Annotated in this window: 14 protein-coding genes and 1 riboswitch; of the genes, 9 read left to right on the forward strand and 5 right to left on the reverse strand. The window is 44.4% G+C overall.

What is annotated here, in order from left to right; genetic code table 11:
- Positions 1-197 precede the first annotated feature (197 nt).
- Positions 198-2,219: a hypothetical protein gene (locus tag U4956_RS03200; protein ID WP_323088994.1), complete on the forward strand. Its 2,022-nt coding sequence runs from the start codon at positions 198-200 to the stop codon at positions 2,217-2,219.
- Between the two features lie 470 nt (positions 2,220-2,689).
- Positions 2,690-4,120 carry an ATP-binding protein gene (locus U4956_RS03205; protein WP_323088996.1) on the forward strand — a complete coding sequence of 477 codons (1,431 nt, stop codon included), beginning with the start codon at positions 2,690-2,692 and terminating at the stop codon, positions 4,118-4,120.
- Positions 4,121-4,672: 552 nt separating this feature from the next.
- Here U4956_RS03205 and gpmI read toward each other — a convergent pair.
- Complete coding sequence (gene gpmI, locus U4956_RS03210) at positions 4,673-6,265, reverse strand: 2,3-bisphosphoglycerate-independent phosphoglycerate mutase (protein WP_323088997.1); 1,593 nt, start codon at positions 6,263-6,265, stop codon at positions 4,673-4,675.
- A 554-nt stretch (positions 6,266-6,819) separates the two neighbouring features.
- On the opposite strand from gpmI, the gene U4956_RS03215 reads away from it, so the two are divergent.
- Positions 6,820-7,929 (forward strand): site-specific integrase, encoded by a 1,110-nt coding sequence (locus U4956_RS03215; RefSeq protein WP_323088998.1) that lies wholly within the window; start codon positions 6,820-6,822, stop codon positions 7,927-7,929.
- Positions 7,930-8,101: 172 nt separating this feature from the next.
- On the opposite strand, the gene U4956_RS03220 is transcribed toward U4956_RS03215, so the two are convergent.
- From U4956_RS03220 to U4956_RS03230, 3 genes are read right to left on the reverse strand one after another with little or no spacing between them, the layout of a single operon-like run.
- Entirely contained in the window at positions 8,102-8,854 is a 753-nt protein-coding gene (locus tag U4956_RS03220) for an amino acid ABC transporter ATP-binding protein (protein WP_323088999.1), read from the reverse strand.
- Positions 8,851-9,594: an amino acid ABC transporter permease gene (locus U4956_RS03225; RefSeq protein WP_395528661.1), complete on the reverse strand. Its 744-nt coding sequence runs from the start codon at positions 9,592-9,594 to the stop codon at positions 8,851-8,853. Before U4956_RS03225 ends, U4956_RS03220 begins: the two co-directional genes overlap by 4 nt.
- A 5-nt stretch (positions 9,595-9,599) precedes the next feature.
- Positions 9,600-10,481, reverse strand: a complete 882-nt coding sequence (locus tag U4956_RS03230; RefSeq protein ID WP_323089002.1) for a transporter substrate-binding domain-containing protein — start codon at positions 10,479-10,481, stop codon at positions 9,600-9,602.
- 58 nt (positions 10,482-10,539) lie between these two features.
- Positions 10,540-10,705, reverse strand: a riboswitch (Lysine riboswitch).
- Positions 10,706-11,019: 314 nt separating this feature from the next.
- On the opposite strand from U4956_RS03230, the gene U4956_RS03235 reads away from it, so the two are divergent.
- From U4956_RS03235 to U4956_RS03245, 3 genes are all read left to right on the forward strand, one after another.
- Entirely contained in the window at positions 11,020-12,393 is a 1,374-nt protein-coding gene (locus U4956_RS03235; protein ID WP_323088465.1) for an IS4 family transposase, read from the forward strand.
- Positions 12,394-13,093: 700 nt separating this feature from the next.
- Positions 13,094-14,386: an ATP-binding protein gene (locus tag U4956_RS03240; RefSeq protein WP_323089004.1), complete on the forward strand. Its 1,293-nt coding sequence runs from the start codon at positions 13,094-13,096 to the stop codon at positions 14,384-14,386.
- Positions 14,379-15,017, forward strand: coding sequence for an RloB family protein (locus tag U4956_RS03245; RefSeq protein WP_323089006.1), 639 nt, complete (start codon positions 14,379-14,381; stop codon positions 15,015-15,017). Before U4956_RS03240 ends, U4956_RS03245 begins: the two co-directional genes overlap by 8 nt.
- Positions 15,018-15,274: 257 nt before the next feature.
- Here the strand turns inward: U4956_RS03245 and U4956_RS03250 are convergent, their stop codons facing one another.
- A complete protein-coding gene (locus U4956_RS03250; RefSeq protein WP_323089007.1) occupies positions 15,275-16,930 on the reverse strand; it encodes a GH25 family lysozyme in 1,656 nt (551 codons plus the stop codon).
- A 453-nt stretch (positions 16,931-17,383) separates the two neighbouring features.
- Here U4956_RS03250 and U4956_RS03255 point away from each other — a divergent pair, with 453 nt between their 5' ends.
- From U4956_RS03255 to U4956_RS03265, 3 genes are all read left to right on the forward strand, one after another.
- Positions 17,384-18,223 carry an HAD hydrolase family protein gene (locus U4956_RS03255; protein WP_323089008.1) on the forward strand — a complete coding sequence of 280 codons (840 nt, stop codon included), beginning with the start codon at positions 17,384-17,386 and terminating at the stop codon, positions 18,221-18,223.
- Entirely contained in the window at positions 18,189-19,262 is a 1,074-nt protein-coding gene (locus U4956_RS03260; RefSeq protein ID WP_323089009.1) for a hypothetical protein, read from the forward strand. The genes U4956_RS03255 and U4956_RS03260 overlap by 35 nt, the downstream gene beginning before the upstream one ends.
- Positions 19,263-19,324: 62 nt before the next feature.
- The gene (locus U4956_RS03265) at positions 19,325-20,173 is read left to right on the forward strand and encodes a hypothetical protein (protein WP_323089010.1); all 849 of its coding nucleotides are present in this window, start codon (positions 19,325-19,327) and stop codon (positions 20,171-20,173) included.
- The last annotated feature ends 366 nt before the right edge of the window (positions 20,174-20,539 follow it).

Consider the following 20,539-nt stretch of genomic DNA (forward strand, 5'->3'; position numbering starts at 1 on the left):
CCTGCAGGATGGATAGCAGAGCAGGTTTGACCAGGTCTCATGAACTGTCAATCCAAGTACTCTTTCCATATGCCGCTATCGTACCACGCTTATAAAAATTGGCCTGTACTTTGATCAGTCTTGTGTTAAGCGCTTTGCGAATGGACAATTTCAGGAATGGAATTTGATTTAGCTCATTCATCCGATAAACTTGAGTTATGACTCAATATCAAGATGATCTCAGGCTCCTTAAAAAAGCAAAGCGTCGGATCCAGGCGGTTCTGATTCTTTCCTATCTGGTGATCTGTCTTTGGCCGGCAGGGATGTACTTCCTGCTCAGCCAGCCCATTTTCACCCGGCCTGATTTTTTTACCGTCCTCTACTTACTTGTCACCTTAGTCCAGATGGTTGTCTGGATGGTGATCTTCTTTGCGATTTCCTCCGGCAAATCATGGACCAGACATCTGGTTTTGCTTGGATGCTTTTTAGAAATCGCCTTCTGTGGATGGCTGATCTATGATCTGACCATCCATACCTCCTTCATTGCGGTCTATCTGGTCTGGATCACATTGGAAATGGTCAAGAACTTCTATCTGCTCTGGCTCTATAAGTGGCTGCGCAATTCCTGGTGGTCACGGATTTTCTTTGACCACATCATCACGCTGTCTGAAAGCGAACGCCAGGAACAGGAGCGCCAGGCAGCCCGTGAGCAGCAGGCCAGAAAGAAAGCGGCCAAAGCCCGCGCCCAAAAAGAGAAAGCAAACCAGGAGGAAGCTTATGCTTCCCGCCAGAACAGCTATTCCCAGCAAGGAAGCTATGCCCAGCCAAACAGCAGTTATTCGCAGCAGGCTGGTTATCGAACTCAAAATGGATCGCCAGACGGATATAGAAATGTTCCTCAAAGCAGCTATCCGCAAAACCAGCCCCAGCAAGGCTATGGCAATGGCTATTCCAGTCCCTATCCAGCCAACAGCCCGACTTCTGGCTATGGCAGTCAGCAGACCGGGTATAGCCAATACTCAGCCCAGATGCAAAATGGATACGGAAATCCAAACTACCCGGCTCAAAACGGCGCCTACCCTTCTAACGAAAACCAGGTTCCTTTAGAAGGCCGCCCGCTCAACTTTGATCCATCGACGGGTCAATACTATGATCCATATACAGGTCAGATCATTCCAACCGGACAGCCTGCTTCCTGGCCGACACCAGATTTCCAGCCCGGCATGGCTTCGGCCAATGGAAACTATGCGCAGCCAAATGATCCGTATTCCAATTTTGGCTCTCAGCCGGATATCACCTCAAGAGTGAAATCTGCTCCAGCCCAAAATGGATCGAATAGCCGCCAGTCTCAAAACAATGCGCCGGCCAAGCCCCAGCCAGTTCGGGTAGCCGTGAAAAGCCCGGTGGATATTGAAGGCAACTCCCATGAAGAAGCCGCGGCCAGACGCCAGAAAGAGAAAGAAAACCGGCGTCAGCTTTCCAGCAAATATCCCCGCATGGCAATCCGGATGGCCATTGTGGTCTATGGCGAACTGATCCTGTTTCCATTGATCGTTCACCTGTTCCAGAATAACTTTGTCTCCATCGACAATACCTCTGTCTTTGCACTCAATCTCATGTTTACCCTGTGTATTCTGACCGGGGCCATCTGGACCCTTCCGATTTTCTTTCTGTATCTCAAACAGCCAGGATGTAAAAAGATCTTATGGTTCTGTGTCGTCGCCCAGATTGGCGTCGCCATCTTTGGCGGCATGATGTTAAAAGGCTTCTATGATTCTGATACGGTCAACTACTCCATGAAAGTCTTTACTCTGTTTTTGATGCTGGAAGTTTTGCGTTATGGACTTTTGATTGTTGGCATCTTCCCTGCCTTCAAGCTTCCTGAAATCAAGGACAGCCATTCTGTTTCCGATGAGGATCTCGATGACGAGGATCTCTCCGATTACGAATTCGAACTCGTCGACGAACAGGATCCTGACCAGGACGAAGAATATCACGACGAGGATACCGATTTGAATGACGATGCACCCCGCTCCGGCCATCGAATTCTTTCGATCTTCACGAACAAAAATCAGGATCACGATCAAGAAGATCCGTACAACGATAACCGGTACGTTACTGGCGAGTATGGTGATGGATACGAAGAGGACGATGGGTATGAAGAAGATGATGAGAATGAAAAGCCATCCTTCTTCTTTCGGGTCTTTGGCCATCATGATGACTACGGTGATGATCAATAATGTGTCATCGATGATCGATCCAGATTCACTCCAACGCCTCGGTCTGTAAAAAAAGCAGCAGGAAGCGAAATACGAAAACAGTTCAAGCAGCAAAAAAAGGTCACCTTCAGGAAAACATCAAGTTTTTCTGAAGGTGACCTTTTCATATGGCTTCAATTGCAGTCAGACAAAGGCCGGATTTCTTCAGATTGTTGCTCTTCTAAACGTTAAATTCCACGAATTCGGGACTAATAAACTCGAATTTGTGGAATTTAACGTATAAAGAGCGAAAAATCGAGTATAGCATCGATATAATCGAGTATATAGCGCAAAAAATAGAGTACATCATCGATATAATCGAGTATATAGCGCAAAAAATAGAGTACATCATCGATATAATCGAGTATATAGCGCAAAAAATAGAGTACATCATCGATATAATCGAGTATAATAGAACCAAGATGAGCAGATATAGAATGTGAGAAGACTGTATGAAAGATGAAGAAATCATTGAGTTAGTCCATAAAATCGGAGAAATACAATGTGAGACAAATGTAATCGAACTAAAAAGTTCATCAAAAGGAGTTACTGAAAAAATATATGACACCATATCCGCGTTCTCGAATCAGGACATGGGTGGGGTTATCGTATTTGGTATAAACGAAGAAAATTATAAGCCGTGTGGCGTATTAGATGCGGAACTGGTACAGAAGAGAGTCGGAGAACAATGCGAGGAAATGGTGCCGGTTGTCCGTCCTGTACTTTCCTGTATAAGTATAGATGGCAAGAAGATTGTAACTGCTGAGGTTCCTTCTGCTGATTATTCAGACAGACCAGTATATTGGAAAAAAGCCGGACTAACAAAAGGATCATGGATTCGAGCAGGTGACATGGATAAAAGAATGTCAGATTATGAGATATACAAATATCAAGCCTATAAAAAAGGGATCCATGACGATCAAAGAATTATCGAAAGTGATTGGGCACTTCTGGATAAAAATTTACTTAATCACTATTTAGAGCAGGTTACCATTGGGAAGAGAAATTTGTTTGAACATGTTTCACAGGATAAAATGTTGGAGCTATTCCGAATTACTCAGAAGGAAAAACCGACTTTAGCGGCATTTTTGGTATTTTCACAGTTTCCTCAGGCTATTTTTAACAACCTATGCGTTACAGCCGTTGTAATTCCTGGAACGCAAAGAGGCGATAACTTAAGTGATGGTACCCGCTTCCTGGATAATAAGCGAATAAATGGCTCAATACCTTCTATTCTTTCTGAGACAATGGATTTTATTTTGAAGAATACTGCCAATAGAACAGTGATCGATTCATCTGGAGTACGCAACGACGTAGAACAATACCCTCCTGAAGCAGTTCGTGAAGCTGTACTCAATGCTTTAATCCATAGAGATTACAGTGTATTTTCTGAGAATTCACCCGTTAGAGTTGAAATTTTCACAGATAGACTAGAAATAACCAGTCCTGGTGGATTATACGGCAGGGCAAGGATTGAGTCTCTCGGATATGAAAGTCTGGAAACAAGAAACAGTGTTCTGACTTCTATTCTTGAAACTTTAAAGATTTCTGAGAATCGCTATTCTGGAATTCCAACTATGCGGAATTTGTTAAAAAGAGCTGGACTTCCTGATCCAGAGTTCATTAATACGGGAACAACATTCAAAGTGATTTTGAGGAGTGCTCCGAACAAGTCCGTTGAGCAGGCACTTACAGAAACCGAAAGGCAGATTTTAGAATACTGCAGAACACCTCGCACAAGGAAGGAAATCGCAAATCATATAGGGAAGACATATAATTATGTTAACTCTTATCTCCTGAAAAAGATGATAATGACAGGTTTATTGAGTTTGGTTAAGGACGAAAACAATAAAAGAAATCAAAGACTTCGATCATCTTATTAGATCGCATGCGAAAGTCAAATTAGCTTCTATTCCAAAGCGATAAGTTTGTTTTGGGTCCTACCAGCAGTGGAAGCAGTAGTTAAAGAGAAACAGATCTGAAAATAGCCATTTCGCTACCGGTCACGCAAATCACAAATAGCCCGTGAAAAAGTTTACTTTTTACCTCTTGTCTTAACCGGCAAGAGGCTTTTTTTGTCAGGGAGAAAATTGTTCCTGAAAATTGAAAATAGCCGTCTGTACTTTACAGGGCGCAAAAAGGCATCCTGAACCTTCAATGACACAATTCACTTTCAGCTTCTTCGCCAGCCAAAACATTTGGCAGCAAGTGTACATCCGCAATCATTAGAGGGACTCGACTTCTCAGCTCCCCTGCATGATTCATAAAAACGGGCGACGCTCTGCCTTTCTGCTAGGTTCCACCTCTTCGCAATTCAAAAAAATGCTGGCAAGCGGACTTGCAGTCCAACTTGCCAGCATGATTCGTTCCATAATTTTGAGTTTGCTTCTGATCGAAAAGGATCAGATCATCCAGCGATCAAGACCAGTTCGTGATTAGTCTTTAGATTCGATGATGGAAGCTCTCCAGTGTTCGTTTGGTTCAACACCCAGGATTTCGCAGACAGTTGCAGCGATATTGGACAGACCCATATCGTCATCGTGTTTGAGTGTGCATGGGTAGTTGTAAACAATGAATGGAACACGGTTGAGGGTGTGAGATGTTTTTGCTTTCAGAGGAGCATCTGGTTTTTTGCGTTTTTCGTACATTTCATCCGCATTCCCATGGTCCGCTGTAACAAGCAGAACACCATCAACGTCTTTGACAGCCTGAATCACGCGGCCTAAAGCCAGGTCAACCGATTCAACACCGATTACAGTGGCTTCAAGGTTGCCAGTGTGGCCAACCATGTCACCGTTTGGATAGTTGGTGCGTAAGAAGTCGTATTTACCGGAGCGGATTGCATCGCAAAGTTTATCCGTGATCTGAGCAGACTTCATCCATGGACGCTGTTCGAATGGAATTACATCGGATTCGATTTCTACGTATTCTTCGAGGTTTTCATCGAATTTAGCTGCACGGTTTCCGTTCCAGAAGTAAGTGACATGGCCATATTTCTGAGTTTCGGAAATTGCATATTCACTGATGCCGTTTGCAACGAGCTGTTCAGTCAGTGTGTAATGGATTTTTGGTGGTTCAGTGAGGTAACGCTTTGGAATCTGCGCATCTGCATCGTACTGAAGCATGCCAGCGAATTTAACGTGTGGAACTTTAACACGGTCAAATTTGTCGAAGCTTTCGTCCCCATCAAAGGCTAAGGAGATTTCCTGAGCACGGTCGCCGCGGAAGTTGAACAGGATGACGGAATCATTGTCATCGATTGTTCCTTTTGGTTTACCTTCTTCGTCAACAATGACAAATCCTGGCAGATCCTGGTCAACAACACCGGATTCTTTACGATAAGTTTCGATGGCTTCCGTAGCGGATTTGAACTGACGTCCAAGACCACGGACATGGATCTTCCAGCCTTCTTCAACCATTGGCCAGTTGGCTTCATAACGGTCCATCGTGATCTGCATACGTCCACCGCCAGATGCGATCTGGGCGTCGAAGTTTTCATCGTTGAGATCGTTCATGAAGTTTTCGATTTCGTCTACATATTTTAAAGCGGAAGTTTCAGGCACATCACGTCCATCTAACAGAGCGTGAACGCGGACTTTCTTAACACCTTCTGCTTTGGCTTCCTGAATCAGGGCCTTTAAATGATTGATGTGCGAATGTACATTTCCATCAGAGAGCAGACCTAAGAAATGAAGAGTCGAGTTGTTGGCTTTCGCGTTGTCAACGAGTTCTTTCCAGGCAGCGGACTGGAACATTTCACCGGATTCAATGTTTTCGTTTACGAGTTTTGCACCCTGTGAATAGATCTGACCACTTCCGATTGCGTTATGGCCAACTTCTGAGTTTCCCATATCGCCATCTGTTGGCAGGCCTACTGCCAGACCATGAGCTCTTAACTCCGTATGGGGGCAGTTTTCCCAGAGCATATCCAGATGTGGCTTGTAGGCCATTTTCACTGCGTTGCCAAGAACGTTGTCAGACAGTCCGACGCCATCCATGACAACCAGTACAACAGGTTTTCTTGCCATGTATTTTGTTTCCTCCTTTAAATACATCTTTTTAATACAACTTTCGTTCCTATCCATTATAAACTCTGACATCAGGTTGGAAAACCGGACAAAGCTGTCCTCCAACATTTTTTACGAAACCCAAAGAAGAAGAACGGGTTGAAAGAACTGAAACCAAAAAGCACAAAGACAAAAGCGTTACAGAAACCGCCTTCAGTTCAAATAAAAACTTCATTGCGCCACTCTGCCTGATCTGTCCATCCAGCCTCTTTTCTTAACAGATGAATAGTCAAAGGCAGTTGTCTTCTCTGCTGAAAGCCACAAGAGATAAATGTTGCAAGGATTGCGATAAAAAACTGCCTTCTTTACTGAATTTGGAAAAAGAGAGCGATTCATTCGAAAATAGAAGCAGCAGATTGAGTCCAGACATGCAGTCTGTTCATGCAATCAGAAAAAAGCGCCGCCAGGCAGCGAATCCCAAATCCATATCCGACCTATTTTTTGAATCTTTTTCATTCCGATTGCGCCTGAAAAACAGAATCTGCATTCCTGATTCTCAACAAGGAGGGATCTTCATGCAAATCGAAAAACTTGAAAAGGCGAACGGAGAATTTTCGTATCAAGTTTCCGTTGAATCCATCGACGAACAGGGCAAAATGGTCAGGCATACAAAAACCTTCCCGACCAAACATGAAGCACAGGCCTACAGCGTCCGCGTTTCCGCAGCGCTTCTGGGTGCCAGCAGCGAAAACACCAACCAGATTCGGACCGTGGACGATATTTATAAGGAATGGCTCGCCATTGACAGTATCCGCTTTGCTGCCAATTCGAAAGTTTCCTATACCTATCATTACGAACGCTTTATCCGGCCAAGTCTTGGCAGTCTGGACATCAGACAGGTAAAGTATCCTGTTCTTCAGAGCCTGTTCAACACGTTCTCGGATAACAGCCAGTCAACAATGGATCTGATTCGTTCCTGCCTGAAAAACATCCTGGACTATGCCCAGAAAGCCGGCTACATCAACAGTCATCAGCTCAGCCTGATCTATGTGCACAGTGATAAGAAAACGACCCGCCGGCAGATGTATCTGGAAGAAGAAAACTTTCTCGGCCTGTGTGATCACTTCAAGGATGAACCCACCGTCATCGCCTATCTGTATCTTGGCTACTATCTCGGATTACGCCGGGCTGAAGCCCTGGCGCTTTGTTTTTCTGATATCGACTTTGAACACAATACTGTATCGATCAGCCGGCAGATGGATTTCACCGGTGGGAAAAAGTCTCAGTTCAAAACCACATCCCCGAAAACAGATTCAAGCACCGCCGTGCTTCCCCTTTGTGAGGTGCTCAAAACGTTTCTGCTGGAGTATCAAAAGGTTCATCCCTATAATCTGATCGTTTCTGATCCGAAAGGCAGTTTTATGGCGCCAACGACGATTCAGCACAAAATCAGTGTGGTAGTCAAAGAGCTGGGCATGGATTTCCATTATCATATGCTCCGTCATACGTTTGTCACCAATCTGATCCGCAGCGGCGTTCAGCCAAAGATTGCAGCGAAACTCGCCCGGCACTCCAATGTCAAAACAACCCTGAATGTGTATACCGAAGTCAGTGAAAGCGAACTTCACCAGGCTGTAGATCAGGCCTTCTCCAAAAAAGCATCAAATTCTGTACCTCAGTCTTGATCCATTGCGTCTGCCAGAAAAAAGGCGATCGTTTTTAATCAACCATCCTATTGGCCGCGTGGACAATATTCTGCCACTGAAAAAAACCGGTATCCTGTCACGGACGCCGGTTTTCAACTGAGTTCAAATCTATTGGTCAGGATCCAGACATTCGCTTTCGTCGCTTCAATCCTTACGATAAGTTCGCACTTTCACGGAAACGGGAAAGGAACTGTCTGGTTCGTTCGTTTTTCGGATGATTGAAAACTTCATCCGGGGTTCCCTGTTCAGCAATGACGCCCTGATCCATGAAGATCACGCGATCAGAAACGTCTTTGGCAAACTGCATTTCGTGGGTAACTACAATCATCGTTAATCCTGAACTTGCAAGACCCTTCATAACATCCAGAACTTCGCCGACCATTTCCGGGTCAAGCGCACTGGTTGGTTCATCGAAAAGCAGAACTTCCGGATCCATCGACAGCGCACGGGCAATGGCAACACGCTGTTTCTGGCCGCCAGAAAGCTTGGTGGCATTTTTATTTAAGAAGTCACTCATGCCAACGCGTTCTAAATGCTGGAGCGCAATTTTTTTCGCCTCTTCATTGGAGCGACCAAGAACTTTTCGCTGGCCCAGAATGCAGTTATCCAGAACGTTCTTGTTAGCAAACAGGTTAAAGTTCTGGAAGACCATGCCAACTTTGGAACGATAGTCCGTTGGCTTCAGGCCGCCGCCTAAAATGTTCTGGCCATGGAACGAAATCGTTCCCGAGTCTGGAATTTCAAGCAGGTTGATGCATCGAAGCAGCGTACTTTTTCCGGAACCGGAAGATCCGATAATGGAAACGACTTCCCCTTTTTCGATCTGGAAGTCAATATCATGCAAAACTTCCTGGGCACCAAAACTCTTTTTGAGATGTTCAACAGAAATTACTGGGCTTGTCATGCGGACATCTCCATAAAGAATTTCTTCTTTTTCGCTGTATCCTCATCCTGACTCATGCGGCGCTCAATCAGATTGAGCAGCCAGGTCGCAGCAGTCGTTAAAATCAGATACAGGATTGCGGTATCAAAGTAGATCTCAACAAACCGCATATTCGAGCCCGCAATCGAACTCGACTGGAAGAACAGCTCCGTAACCGAGATAACGTTCATCATACAGGAGTCCTTCAGGTTGACAACCAGCTGGTTGCCAATGGCCGGGAAGGTATTTTTGATCGCCTGTGGGAAAATGACATACACCATCGCCTGGAAGTTGCTCATTCCGATCGCTTTACATGCTTCTAACTGACCTGGATCCACGGACTGAATTCCAGAGCGCAGAATCTCTGCCATATACGCACCAGTGTTGATTGAAATGATCACAAAACCAGCCGTAATTGGACCCCAGTGAATCACTGGACGAAGCAGGTAGTAAATAAAGCACGCCTGAATCATCATTGGTGTGCCGCGGAATACCCAGATATACAATCCGGTAATCCAGCGGCCAAATTTCTTTAATCCCTTAATCAATGGAGAATCCAGTGGATCGATTGGAACCGAACGGATCGCGCCGACCACCAGACCAATCAGAAAGCCGAAGACGGTACCCACCAGTGCAAATTCGATTGTCACTTTCATGCCGTACCAGAACATCGGCCAGTTTTTTACGAGTGCCCGCCAAGCATATGACCAATCAATGGACATGACGCTTATTCACCGGTTGGAGCGTTGTTCACCGCATCCAGCATATATTCATCACGGGTTTCCTGGGAGATTTCGTCCAGAGCAGCCTGAACGTCCTTGAATTCCTGTGTATCTCTTGTGTTGTTTTTCAGACCGATGGAAACCGTTGTGTCTACATCGAATCCTTTGCCATCTTCAAATGTGATGTAAGTCAGATCCGGGTTGGCAGCAACGATACCCTTGGCAACTGGCAGCTCGGCAGTGATGGCTTCCGCTTCCCCTGTCTGTAAAGCCAGGACGAGTTCTGGATAAGCAGCTTTTGGAGTCACGTGATCTACACCTTCGATCTGGTCGATGATGGTATCGTAGTTGGTGTTTTTCTGACCGATCACTTTATGACCAGAGAAATCCTGGATGCTTGTAAAGGAAGCAACATCAGAATCCTTTGGAACAATCATCACCATGTCAGAAGAATAATAAGGAGTTGTAAAGTCAATTCCTTCTTCACGTTCATCGTTGGCTGTCATCCCAGCAACAATCGCATCGATTTCGCCGGATTCCAGAGCAGGCTGCAGACCATCCCAGTTAATCTTCTTTACGACGAGCTGTTTGCCCAGTTTGTCAGCCAGGTCCTGAGAAATCTTGACATCATAGCCGTCGCAATATCCTGCACCATTTGGTAATTCTGCAGAAGATTCAGTTGCATCCGTTGTCTGCCAGTTAAATGGAGCATAGTTGCACTCCATTCCTACAGTAAAGGTGTCGCCAGAAGCAGCGGCTGTGCTGGAAGCAGATGTTGTCGAACTTGATGTACTAGCGGTACTTGCAGTGCTTGAAGCAGAAGAGCTGCTTGAGCAGCCAGCCAGAACGAGCATTGCGCATGCGGCAGTCCACATTGATTTTTTCATAATTTTTCTCCTTTTCTGGAAATAAAAAAACTGTGGTCCCCACAGTTCAAAAAGAAGGTTTCAAGATAACGCCTCTTCGACTGAAGGAGTCTGCAAAGTATTTCCCTGCATCCCAACCCACGCTCCTGCCAGAGTGTGAATTTCGGCGGTGATTGCCTTTCCCTTCCTTCATCGGACGCCTCCTTGAGAAGGTACTCATCTGCACCGCAGCCTCTATCTTTTATTTCTCAACATTTGCGGTCATCTTAACAGTCGATATTTTGCGTGTCAATCCATCCATACCCACAATCCCCTCACACTTGCATAAAAGTCTCAAAAACAGATGAAAGCAGACGTATTCTCAGCTTGAACAAAAATTAAAATCTTTTTTTATTCAGCTTTTCCCAATGTCATTTAGCTTAGTTTTTGTCCACCATCCGTGTACAGATGGTGGATTTTATGTTTTCTGGTTTAACGAAAATTAACTTTGACAATAGCTCCATAATTATCTAATTTAATCCTTATCACGTTGAAAACATAACTTTATAAGGAGGAAAATATGGCAACTAAAGTTACTTCGCCGTCGGTGATTTATCAAAAATTCATGAAATCCCTTGAGGAATTTGCCTACAAACAGGAGAAGATTCTTGCTTCTGAAACAGGAGCTTTCTCACGCAGTCATTATCGATCATCAAAAATAAACTTGTTCCATTTCCTGAATACATCCATTATCGGGAATGGGGCAACACTCTCCGATTTGTCCATGAACTATTTCGGCATGGGCAGTGTAAGACCATCTGCTTCAGCACTTGTTCAGACAAAAACCAAAACTCCAGTCAGCGTATTTTCAGCACTGCACAAAACCACATTGGCACTTTATTCCATGGATAAAAAATATAAAGAACACAGGGTAATCGCTTTTGACGGAACCAATGAACCTGTTGCGCCAAATGAAGATGAACCTGACTACATCATTTATACCAAGAACAAGGAAAACATTATCCGGGCCGGTATTCACGTTAACGCAGCCTATGACGTACTTAATGACAAATTTTTAGCCATCGTCACTCAAGACCAGAGGTCCAAAGACGAACGGGGCGCTGCTATGAAAATGGTCAAGGAGATTCATGAAGCTTATCCTGGCGAGACATTTCTCTTTGTCATGGACAGAGGGTATTTCTCTTACCCATTATGTAAGCTTATTGAATCCTTAGGGCACAAATACCTCATACGTATGAAAGAACGAGAGTATAGCTGCCTGACTTATACAGAGCTTGACCATACAGAAGACCAGCAGATCAGCCGCATTCTTACCCACCACCAAAGAAAAGGGGAAAAAGAAAACCCCCAGATGAAATACCTGGTCAAAAAATCAATGAGACAGATTGACCAAGAATCTGAATTTATTGATTTTGACTGCAGGGTGGTAGCTATCGAGATTGGCGACAACGTCTGGGAAGGACTGATTACCAATCTGGATGAAGCAGAATTTCCTCCGGAGGCTCTTGGATTTATTTACCACCTAAGGTGGCGAATCGAGCAGAGTTTCTCCTGGCTTAAATATGGAATAGGAATGAAACGTATCCACTCGATAAAAGCAGAATACATCATTCAGGAGATTTATTCATCCCTTATCTTCTACAATCTGGTTTCCGAGATCAAAAAGTGTGTTCTTGAATCATCTCAATCAGATAACAAAGAAGAGAATCAGACAACTTATGAATACCAAATCAATACAACTAAGGCGATACGGGCTATCAGGAACACGTTCACCCCGAAGTGGACGAAGAATCGAACGATTCGTCAAATTACAAAAGCGGAGTTTCAGGCTCTGACTGAGGAGCTGCTCAGAGAAAAACTACCTGTTCGACCAGAGAGGAGCTTCAAACGAAATCTCCATCCCAATCGTTTGATATGGTTCACTTACCGATAAGTGCGTTATACGCGCATTTAACGAATGTTATGTGCTTGTTAATTTCTTAAAAGCAGCTCTTATCAAAGAGTTGTTTTTAGTGCACCTATTTGGACGAATACATCCAGATTAATCAATATATTTTGTGCTTATTTGGTGCATATGAATGGATGAGGACCGGATTCAGTCTCGATCATTCACTTTGTCTTCAATTTTGAGACAAAGTTTAAAGTCATATTTTTCTAGCTAAATGACATTGCAGCTTTTCCAATATTCACTTCATCCGTCAGAGTGAAAGATAAAGAGATGGATTAAAAGTGTTCACTTTCGAAAACAAGGAGCCAGTTCAATCCGAATTGATAAGACCGTGACTGAAGGCCGGAAATTTCAGCAAAGCCACACTGCATTCTTTTGATAAAGTTTAAATTTCAAACTTTTACAAGTGGTTTATCGGTGTAGCTCCCCTTGAAGGAGGAGGAGTTTATTGTATTGGTCTATTCGGCAGCTTTAGTGTTTTTAGAGCTAATTAAGGGACCACTGCAGAGAATTTTTTTGCTTAAATCTATCCCTCTGTTCTTTTTTCGCCAAAAGGCAAACAATATAATAACTTTAGTCATCACCCAGTTTCACAATTAAAATTCAGAATATAATGGAGAAAATTGAAATTTTTGTTCATTTTCTAAATTTTCATCCGTAAAATATCAAATAAGGAGGGGGAAACATGTTACTCGAATTCATTGTTGAAAACTACAAATCCATTAAAAATAGAATGGCGCTTTCTATGGTGGCAAGAAACAACCAGAAGGACTTCGAATCCAGGCTCATCCCCTTTCGAAACCAAAAAATCCTTCCTGAGGCTATGATCATCGGAGCAAACGGATCTGGAAAAACAGTCCTGCTCCAGGCTATTCGAGCTATGCAGTTTGTCTTAAAAAACACGTTGAATACAGAACCAGGAGAAAAAATCAAAGGTATTGTTCCGTTTCACTTCTCTGCGGATACTGTCGATGCGCCTACGACCTTCCAGATCGAATTCACAGTCGCGCAAGTTCGCTACATTTATGGATTTTCAGCTACCGAAACTGCTGTAACCGATGAATGGCTGTTTGCCTATTATTCCTCACGGGCAACCAAAGTATTTGATCGGCAAAGTCAAAAGATTTCCATAAATGAACGATGGAAATCAAAGCTGAAACAGTATGGATCCATGGCCCGGCCCAATATGTTATTTCTGGGTACAGCAGGCAAACTGACCGATCAGCCGGATAATCCGGCAGCAATTGCCTATCGATACATTACTCAGGACATCATTCTGTCGACTCCATCAACATTTGCGCAAGTAGGGAAACTCATGCTCAAAAACAGCTATGCAACAGAAGAGAACAAGGCCAAGATTCAGGAGATGCTTAATTCTGCCGATTTCAGCATCACTGACTTTTCGATCAACTTTCAAAAAGCAGATCTGAATCATCTCTTTCCAAAGCTGGAAGATTCAGATCTGGAACTGCAAAACAAAGAATTGCTGCAGGATCTTTTTTCTGTCGACAAATCTTCAACGACTCATTCTGTCAACGGCAAGATCTATTCCCTGCCTTTGAAAGAAGAATCCAACGGAACCAGAAACTACTTGTATATGCTGCCAGTTATCTTGGAATGCTTAAATCACGGCAACGTTCTGGTTATCGACGAAATTGAAACCAGCCTCCATCCTTTGCTTGTCAAAGAAATTACGTCTCTGTTCAACAGTGAAGCGGCCAATCCGCATCATGCGCAGATTATTTTCACCACTCATGATGTGCTTTTACTTGAACTCGAAAAGCTTCGCAGAGATCAAATCTACTTTGTCGACAAAGACTCTGTTCATCAGGAGACCGATTTATACTCACTGGCAGACTTCTCGCCAAGAGTGAACGAAGACTACTTGAAAAACTACCTGATTGGCCGATATGGGGCGATTCCCAATCTGATGTTTGAAATCCAGGAGAACGACTATCAGGAGTGCGTCTATGAGTAGAACTTCTTCAAGAAAACCGCTTTCCAAAACTCCAGTCAAGCGCTGCTGGAAAAAGAAAATTTACATTTGCAGTGAAGGCGGCAAGATCAACCAGACCGAAAAAAATTACTTTACCAAGTTTATCGATCATAAAAGATTTACTGCTACCTATCAGACAAGTTCGGTTACAGCTTATAAACAGCTTTATCAGGACGCAAGAAAGAAGATCCAAAGTTCCAGGGAAGATCAGATTGACTATGCCTTTATTCTTTTCGATCTAGATTTGGATAGCAACAACTGGAAAGAGAAGATCGAATTTGCAAAAAAGAATACCACAGATCAAATTCTGTTCATTCCATCCAATCCTATGTTTGAGTACTGGCTTCTGCTCCACTTTGAACAAACACGACATGGCTATAACTCAAAAGATGAATTAATGCGCCAGTTACGTAAGCATATCCCGCAGTATAAAAAGAACTATTCCAATTACCAGATCACCTCAGAACAGGTTCACCTTGCAGCCAAACGAGCAAAGCTGTATCTGGACCCACACAACAGAAAAACAGACTGCGAATTGCTTGATGAAATCGCAAAACAAACTGGAACGCTGGTCTATCGTATTATTGAGGTTCTTGACGATACAGAAAGCTGATTCACGCTGTCGGCTTACAATATTACGAATCGCGCCGTTTTTTCAATTTACAGGTCCAAAGACCAAATACCTCTTCCTAAGCTGCTGATAAGAAATATTCGGCTCTGACACAATGTCTGTGACAAATAAGAAAACTGCCAGCTTCTTCACTTTCGAGAAAGTGATAGAACCCGGCAGTTTTCTTGGTCTAACAGATGTTCAAATTCGAGTTTGTCCTGATCTTTGTCCGTTGCTTCAAAAAAACACAGTTTGCCTCATTAGTAAGGCATGGCGTTTTTGAAAGGACGCAGTCTTTGGAGCTTGATCTGCTGCTGCATCTCTTCAAACTCTTCGGCGCTTTCAATGGTTTTTCCCGGGTCAACTGCATACCAGGCCACCCCTTCGTTTTCCCAGCCCATCGCAACCAGGGCGTTGATCTCTTCAACGCTGGTGGTAAAGTGGTGAGCTCCGGTTTCAGCATTGGGATTGTATGCTCTGTATACCGGAATGCCTTCCTTGCGATCTTCTACTGCGAGCCAGCCGATTCCTTCGGCTTGCCATCCATAGGAAATCAGCGTATCCCGCTCATTGACATCAACAGTATAGTGGTGGTCGCCAGAGTTTGGATTGTACAGACGATAGACATTCTGCCCTGCTCTTGGAGTGGTCCAGGCGAAACCTTCATCTGTCCATCCAAGACTGGTTAAGATTTTCTTTTCTTCCCGGCTTGCGGTATAGAAGTGCTCACCAGAGTTTGGGTTATACAGGCGAAGCAGAGTCTTGGAAATGCCTTCTGGCGAAGATAACATACGCCACTCGTCTTTCGTCCCGTAGAACTTATTCAGGTCCAGATTGCCTTCATAGCCTTCGAGTTTTCCCCGAGAGGTGTACTGATGCATGTAATACTCTTCAAATGCCCCGGTACCCAGCAGATCTGTCTTCACTTCAGCGGTTTCCCGATAACCCTGCTGCTCATCGTTCTTGCCATAGTTGGCTACCCATAACTGATAGCCAGCGTTGGCAACGGGTGTCCAGTCAATGGTTCTGGTGTAATAGCTGCTTGTATACAGCATTGGCTTTACGCCAGAAAGCTTGTAGTAGGTTTCCAGGAAATCTAAAGCCCATGAGGCCCCTTTAGCCAGAACGTCATGATCTTCAAAGTCCAGAATTGGAATTCCTTTTCCAATATATTGTTTTGTCTGCTCGTAGAAGAACTTTGCTTCGTCCTGAGCAGAACCTTCATAGCCAGAGTCATGGGCAAAATGGTAGAACCCAAACAGGCGGCCGGAATTCAGAATTTTATTTGCAAAGTAGTCAAAAGACAGATCCTTAAAACCCGTTCCACCAGTTGCTTTGCAGATGATGAAATCAGCATCAATCAGGTCCAGGTCGATTGTCCTCTGCCAGTTCGAAATATCGATTCCGTCCAGAACGGTACTGCTCTGGCGATGGTTATCGATATCGCCAAGAATCAGATCCGATTCTTCTTCCATCCCAAACAGCTCCTCATCTGGTAAAGATTCCTCTTGTGCACCAGCTCCCATATGACCAGAGGTGTCAGAAGCTGCATCTTCACTCGCCGGCCGGCTTGAATCATCGGCCACTCCATTTACCGTTCCCGAAAAATCACTGGTGTTTTCCCCGGCATTTCCACCTGTTGGCCGGCTGCCATTGCTGGTGGTCGCCCCACCCGGGTTTGATCCAGTTCCATGATCAAGATCTTCTACCCAGCTGTCATTCGAACCGGTCGAAGACGAACTGCTTCCAGCAGAAGAATTTGTATTTGCAGGCGACTCATCAAAACCGCCATCTTCAAAATCCTGTTCAATCGCATACACAGGCATCACAGTACTTGTCAGGGATCCGCCGGCAACAACGGCTGCAAGAGCCAGTCCCAGCGCCCGGTTCAGGCCTGGTTTCTTTGAATATTTCATTAAATCCTCCCCTTCTCGTCTCTATCTCTCACAGATCGATCCTGTTTCTGTCTGGAAAACGCGCTTGAGCGAAAAAACAGCGGCAAAGCGCAAAGCAGATCAAAAACCGATCCAGTTTGCTTCTATATTCAGAAACTCATTAAACCATTTCTCGATCATCATGTATAGTTTTCGATTTGTTTCTTACAAAATTATCGTACAGTTTAAGTTAAATCTTTAAGGAAAACTTTCGTTTTTACGCTGCCTGTTTGAAGGTAACTGCTTTCCTTTTTGACGAATTCTACCTTCTTTAAACTCACGATGAAAAAGCCCTCAATTTACATTTTGAAGCCATTCAGCCCCCGTCTGAAGTCTTTAAAAAAGTCAATCCGAAACGGATAGGGAAAATCTGAGATTTCTCATCTTTTTGCCATCTATCTTTGGTGATCGCATCACGCTTGGTAAAATGAGTCTATGACCGAAATCAATGCAATCGTCGCATCCCTGGAAAATGGACTTGCGAATCAATTTATCGATATCCCGCCAGCCACTCTTTCGATTCTCCGTGATCTGAAAGAAAAAGGAGTTGTGCTGGCTTTAACCTCCTCCAGATCCATTGTCTGGCTGGAACACTTTCTGGAATCCAAGCAGCTGAAAGGAATGTTTTCCTTTTTAATTGGCTGCAATGGGGCCCAGTATCTCAACTGTAAAACCCGGCAGCGCTCTTACCTGGTATCCTTATCTAAAGATGAACTTTTGGAAATCGCCAGAAACGCTGCCAAATACAACCTGGTCTGCGGTGTAGGCTACCACAATGAAATCTTCTTCAATGGCTTTAATCCGTGGGCTTTAAACTATGCGGTCCGTATTTATCGCTTCCCTCATTTTTCAGGATTTGGACTTATCAATCCTGACACCACTTTCTCTAAAGTGACCGTCGCCGGATCCAGAAAGAACCTGCGCAAATTCGAAGATAACTTTGATCTGCCAAAATTCCGCATCCTCCATCCATCTTCAGCCAACCTGGAAGTTGTTCCCACCAAAACCAATATGTTTGATGCCCTGAAACTTGGCATGGCTCAGTTTGGCCTGTCAGCGGATAAGATTCTCTACTTTGGTGAATCCGAAAAAGACCAGTCTGCCATGTTCCATACAATAGGCATCGCTATGAAAAATGCCCAGCAATCCGTGAAAGACAGCGCCCGCCGCGTGACCAAATACAACGGAGCCCAGAACGGCATTGGCTACCAGATCAATTTATTAAGGATGGATAAGGTCTATGTTTTCCGAAAGCCGAACCGAGAAAAAGCGTAACGAAGACGTTATCTACGCCTCAGACAACCTCTGGATTGTCTGCGATGCAGCCAGCGGCCTGACCAAAACCGACTGGATGCATGAAGGCAGTGATGCCGCCTGGTTTTCCCATTTTCTGGTCAACCGGATTATAAAAGCCCTGCAGCCAGCCCTGACGGATGACAAGGTTTCTGTGCAGACCGCTTTCTCTTTTCCTGACCGCCCTGCCCGAACCGGATCTCTTTCTGAGATTCTTGCCTCTGCCTGCCAACAGGCCGCAGCGATTTTCCCCTCTTGTTCGGAGCTGGAAATGCCTTCTGCAGCGATTGCCATTCTGTATCGAAACGAAAGCAGGCAGCAGTTTGAATACCTTGTTCTTGGTGATTGCGTCCTGTTGGCAGAACTCGTCTACAGTCAAGTTCCTGTTGATCCTGAAAAACCGGCTGGTCAAGAGAGAATCATCAACCAGGAAAAGCTTGCAAAAGCAGACAAAAGTAATGCAGATCAAGATAAAAATAACGCGAAAGCAGACGAGAATAAAGAAGGAGATCAAGAAGGTCGAACGAACTTCAATTTCGACAGGCCAGATTCCCCAGTTTGTAAAATCACCGATTCCACCATCGCTTCTTTTGATGGGATTGCTCTGGATTTCATGAAAGCCAAGAGCCAAGCGTCCAATGAACCCTTTCTTGCCCAGCGCTTGCTGGCCAATGAAATTCTGATTGCCAATCGCAAAAAGAAAAACCAGCCCGATGGCTATGCCATTGCCGACTGTACAACCCGCTGGGCTGGTCGTGAACTGACCGGAACGATCCCGCTCAACGCTCTGAAACGAGCCGCTTTGTACAGTGATGGTTTTGACCAGCTTCATACTTTCCTACAGGCGGACCAGACCATCCAGTCTGATCAGGATTTTCTGAATTATATTTTTGACCATCAGAGCGAAATTCTTGATCTGCTGCATGACAGGCAGGAGCAGGATGCAGCGTGCCAGATTCTGCCCCGGCTCAAACTTCGAGACGATACTTCAGTGATTCTGGTGGATTTTCCACCCCGATAAGATTCAATAAGATATAGATCATTAGAATTTCGAGATAGATCTCTAAGCAACAGGAGGAGTTTATGAAATCAGCATTCCATAAAGACCATAAAACCCAATCCACCTTATTCAATCGGCCGATGCTTTCGCAAAAGGATCCCCACCTCTGGACCAAACAGAAAAAGAACAACCGCCGCGCCCTGGCCCGAAACATGATGGCTGGCTTTATGGCCATCGCTCTGCTTCCCGTATGGACACCCACCGTTTTGATGGCCGACTCCTTTGACGAAGATGACACCAGCATCAGTGCCGACCAGGAAATGGTTGATGTCTATCGTCTGTACAACGAAAATACCGGTGAACATTTCTACACGGCTGATCTCAAGGAAATCGATACGCTGTTCAACATTGGCTGGAACTACGAAGGACTTGGCTGGCGCGGTTTTCTCAGCGGCGATCCCGTTTATCGTCTGTATAATCCGAATGCCAATGGCGGGGATCACTACTATACCGCCAGCATTGAAGAAGCCACAGCCCTCAAAAATCTGGGGTGGATTTTCGACAATGATGGCCAACCAGTCTTCTATTCTGGCGGGAACGTCAATCTGTACGTCGTCTACAATCCCAACGCCTCGTCAGGCTCTCATCACTACACCACTGATGTGGAAGAGTACAACGGCTTATTGGATCTTGGCTGGACCAATGGAGCGGTTGCCTGGAGGGTTGCCGAAAAAGGTGATCTGGAAAATATTGACCTGAGCGTTCTTCCTTCTCCCGATCACTACATCATCGAACGGATCGGCAAAGTCTATCACCGCCCCACCTGCCTGAAAGTCCGAAAACTCTGGTCTCCTTTCCGCAAGGTTACCGATCTGACTGCCGAAGAACTTCTCGATCAGGGATACATCCCCTGCTCCCTTTGCCGGCCATAATTCTTAAACCTTAAAAACAGCAGCTGTTTTATCGGATTTCAAGCAGCTGCTTTTTATACGCGGCTTCTGTCCTTTTCGTTTACACTCTCAAGTCTTTTCCGATCCATTAAAGAAATTTCACAATAAAACCAATCTATTCAATGATTTTTCACACAAACATAACTCAATTATTATTATTAATTCGATGTTTTCTTGATTTTTATTCACTTCAGGGAATAACATTAAATTCGGCTCACATATTCTATTCTTATGCTTTAGATAAGAAACAAATTACAAATGAGCTTTTAGGAAAAGACGTAAAATGAACTGTTCACCTTCTTTTAATTCATTTGATGACTTTTTTGGAAAGGACTGACTGAAAAACAT

This window comes from Allobaculum sp. JKK-2023, assembly GCF_034745455.1.
Lineage (GTDB): Bacteria > Bacillota_I > Bacilli_A > Erysipelotrichales > Erysipelotrichaceae > Allobaculum.

Coding starts and splice junctions, on each gene's coding strand:
- U4956_RS03250 (WP_323089007.1), bottom strand. CDS start 16,930: ATGAAATATTCAAAGAAACCAGGCCTGAACCGGGCGCTGGGACTGGCT.
- gpmI (WP_323088997.1), bottom strand. CDS start 6,265: ATGGCAAGAAAACCTGTTGTACTGGTTGTCATGGATGGCGTCGGACTG.
- U4956_RS03200 (WP_323088994.1), top strand. CDS start 198: ATGACTCAATATCAAGATGATCTCAGGCTCCTTAAAAAAGCAAAGCGT.
- U4956_RS03205 (WP_323088996.1), top strand. CDS start 2,690: ATGAAAGATGAAGAAATCATTGAGTTAGTCCATAAAATCGGAGAAATA.
- U4956_RS03220 (WP_323088999.1), bottom strand. CDS start 8,854: ATGACAAGCCCAGTAATTTCTGTTGAACATCTCAAAAAGAGTTTTGGT.
- U4956_RS03215 (WP_323088998.1), top strand. CDS start 6,820: ATGCAAATCGAAAAACTTGAAAAGGCGAACGGAGAATTTTCGTATCAA.
- U4956_RS03225 (WP_395528661.1), bottom strand. CDS start 9,594: ATGTCCATTGATTGGTCATATGCTTGGCGGGCACTCGTAAAAAACTGG.
- U4956_RS03230 (WP_323089002.1), bottom strand. CDS start 10,481: ATGAAAAAATCAATGTGGACTGCCGCATGCGCAATGCTCGTTCTGGCT.
- U4956_RS03260 (WP_323089009.1), top strand. CDS start 18,189: ATGTTTTCCGAAAGCCGAACCGAGAAAAAGCGTAACGAAGACGTTATC.
- U4956_RS03235 (WP_323088465.1), top strand. CDS start 11,020: ATGGCAACTAAAGTTACTTCGCCGTCGGTGATTTATCAAAAATTCATG.
- U4956_RS03265 (WP_323089010.1), top strand. CDS start 19,325: ATGAAATCAGCATTCCATAAAGACCATAAAACCCAATCCACCTTATTC.
- U4956_RS03240 (WP_323089004.1), top strand. CDS start 13,094: ATGTTACTCGAATTCATTGTTGAAAACTACAAATCCATTAAAAATAGA.
- U4956_RS03245 (WP_323089006.1), top strand. CDS start 14,379: ATGAGTAGAACTTCTTCAAGAAAACCGCTTTCCAAAACTCCAGTCAAG.
- U4956_RS03255 (WP_323089008.1), top strand. CDS start 17,384: ATGACCGAAATCAATGCAATCGTCGCATCCCTGGAAAATGGACTTGCG.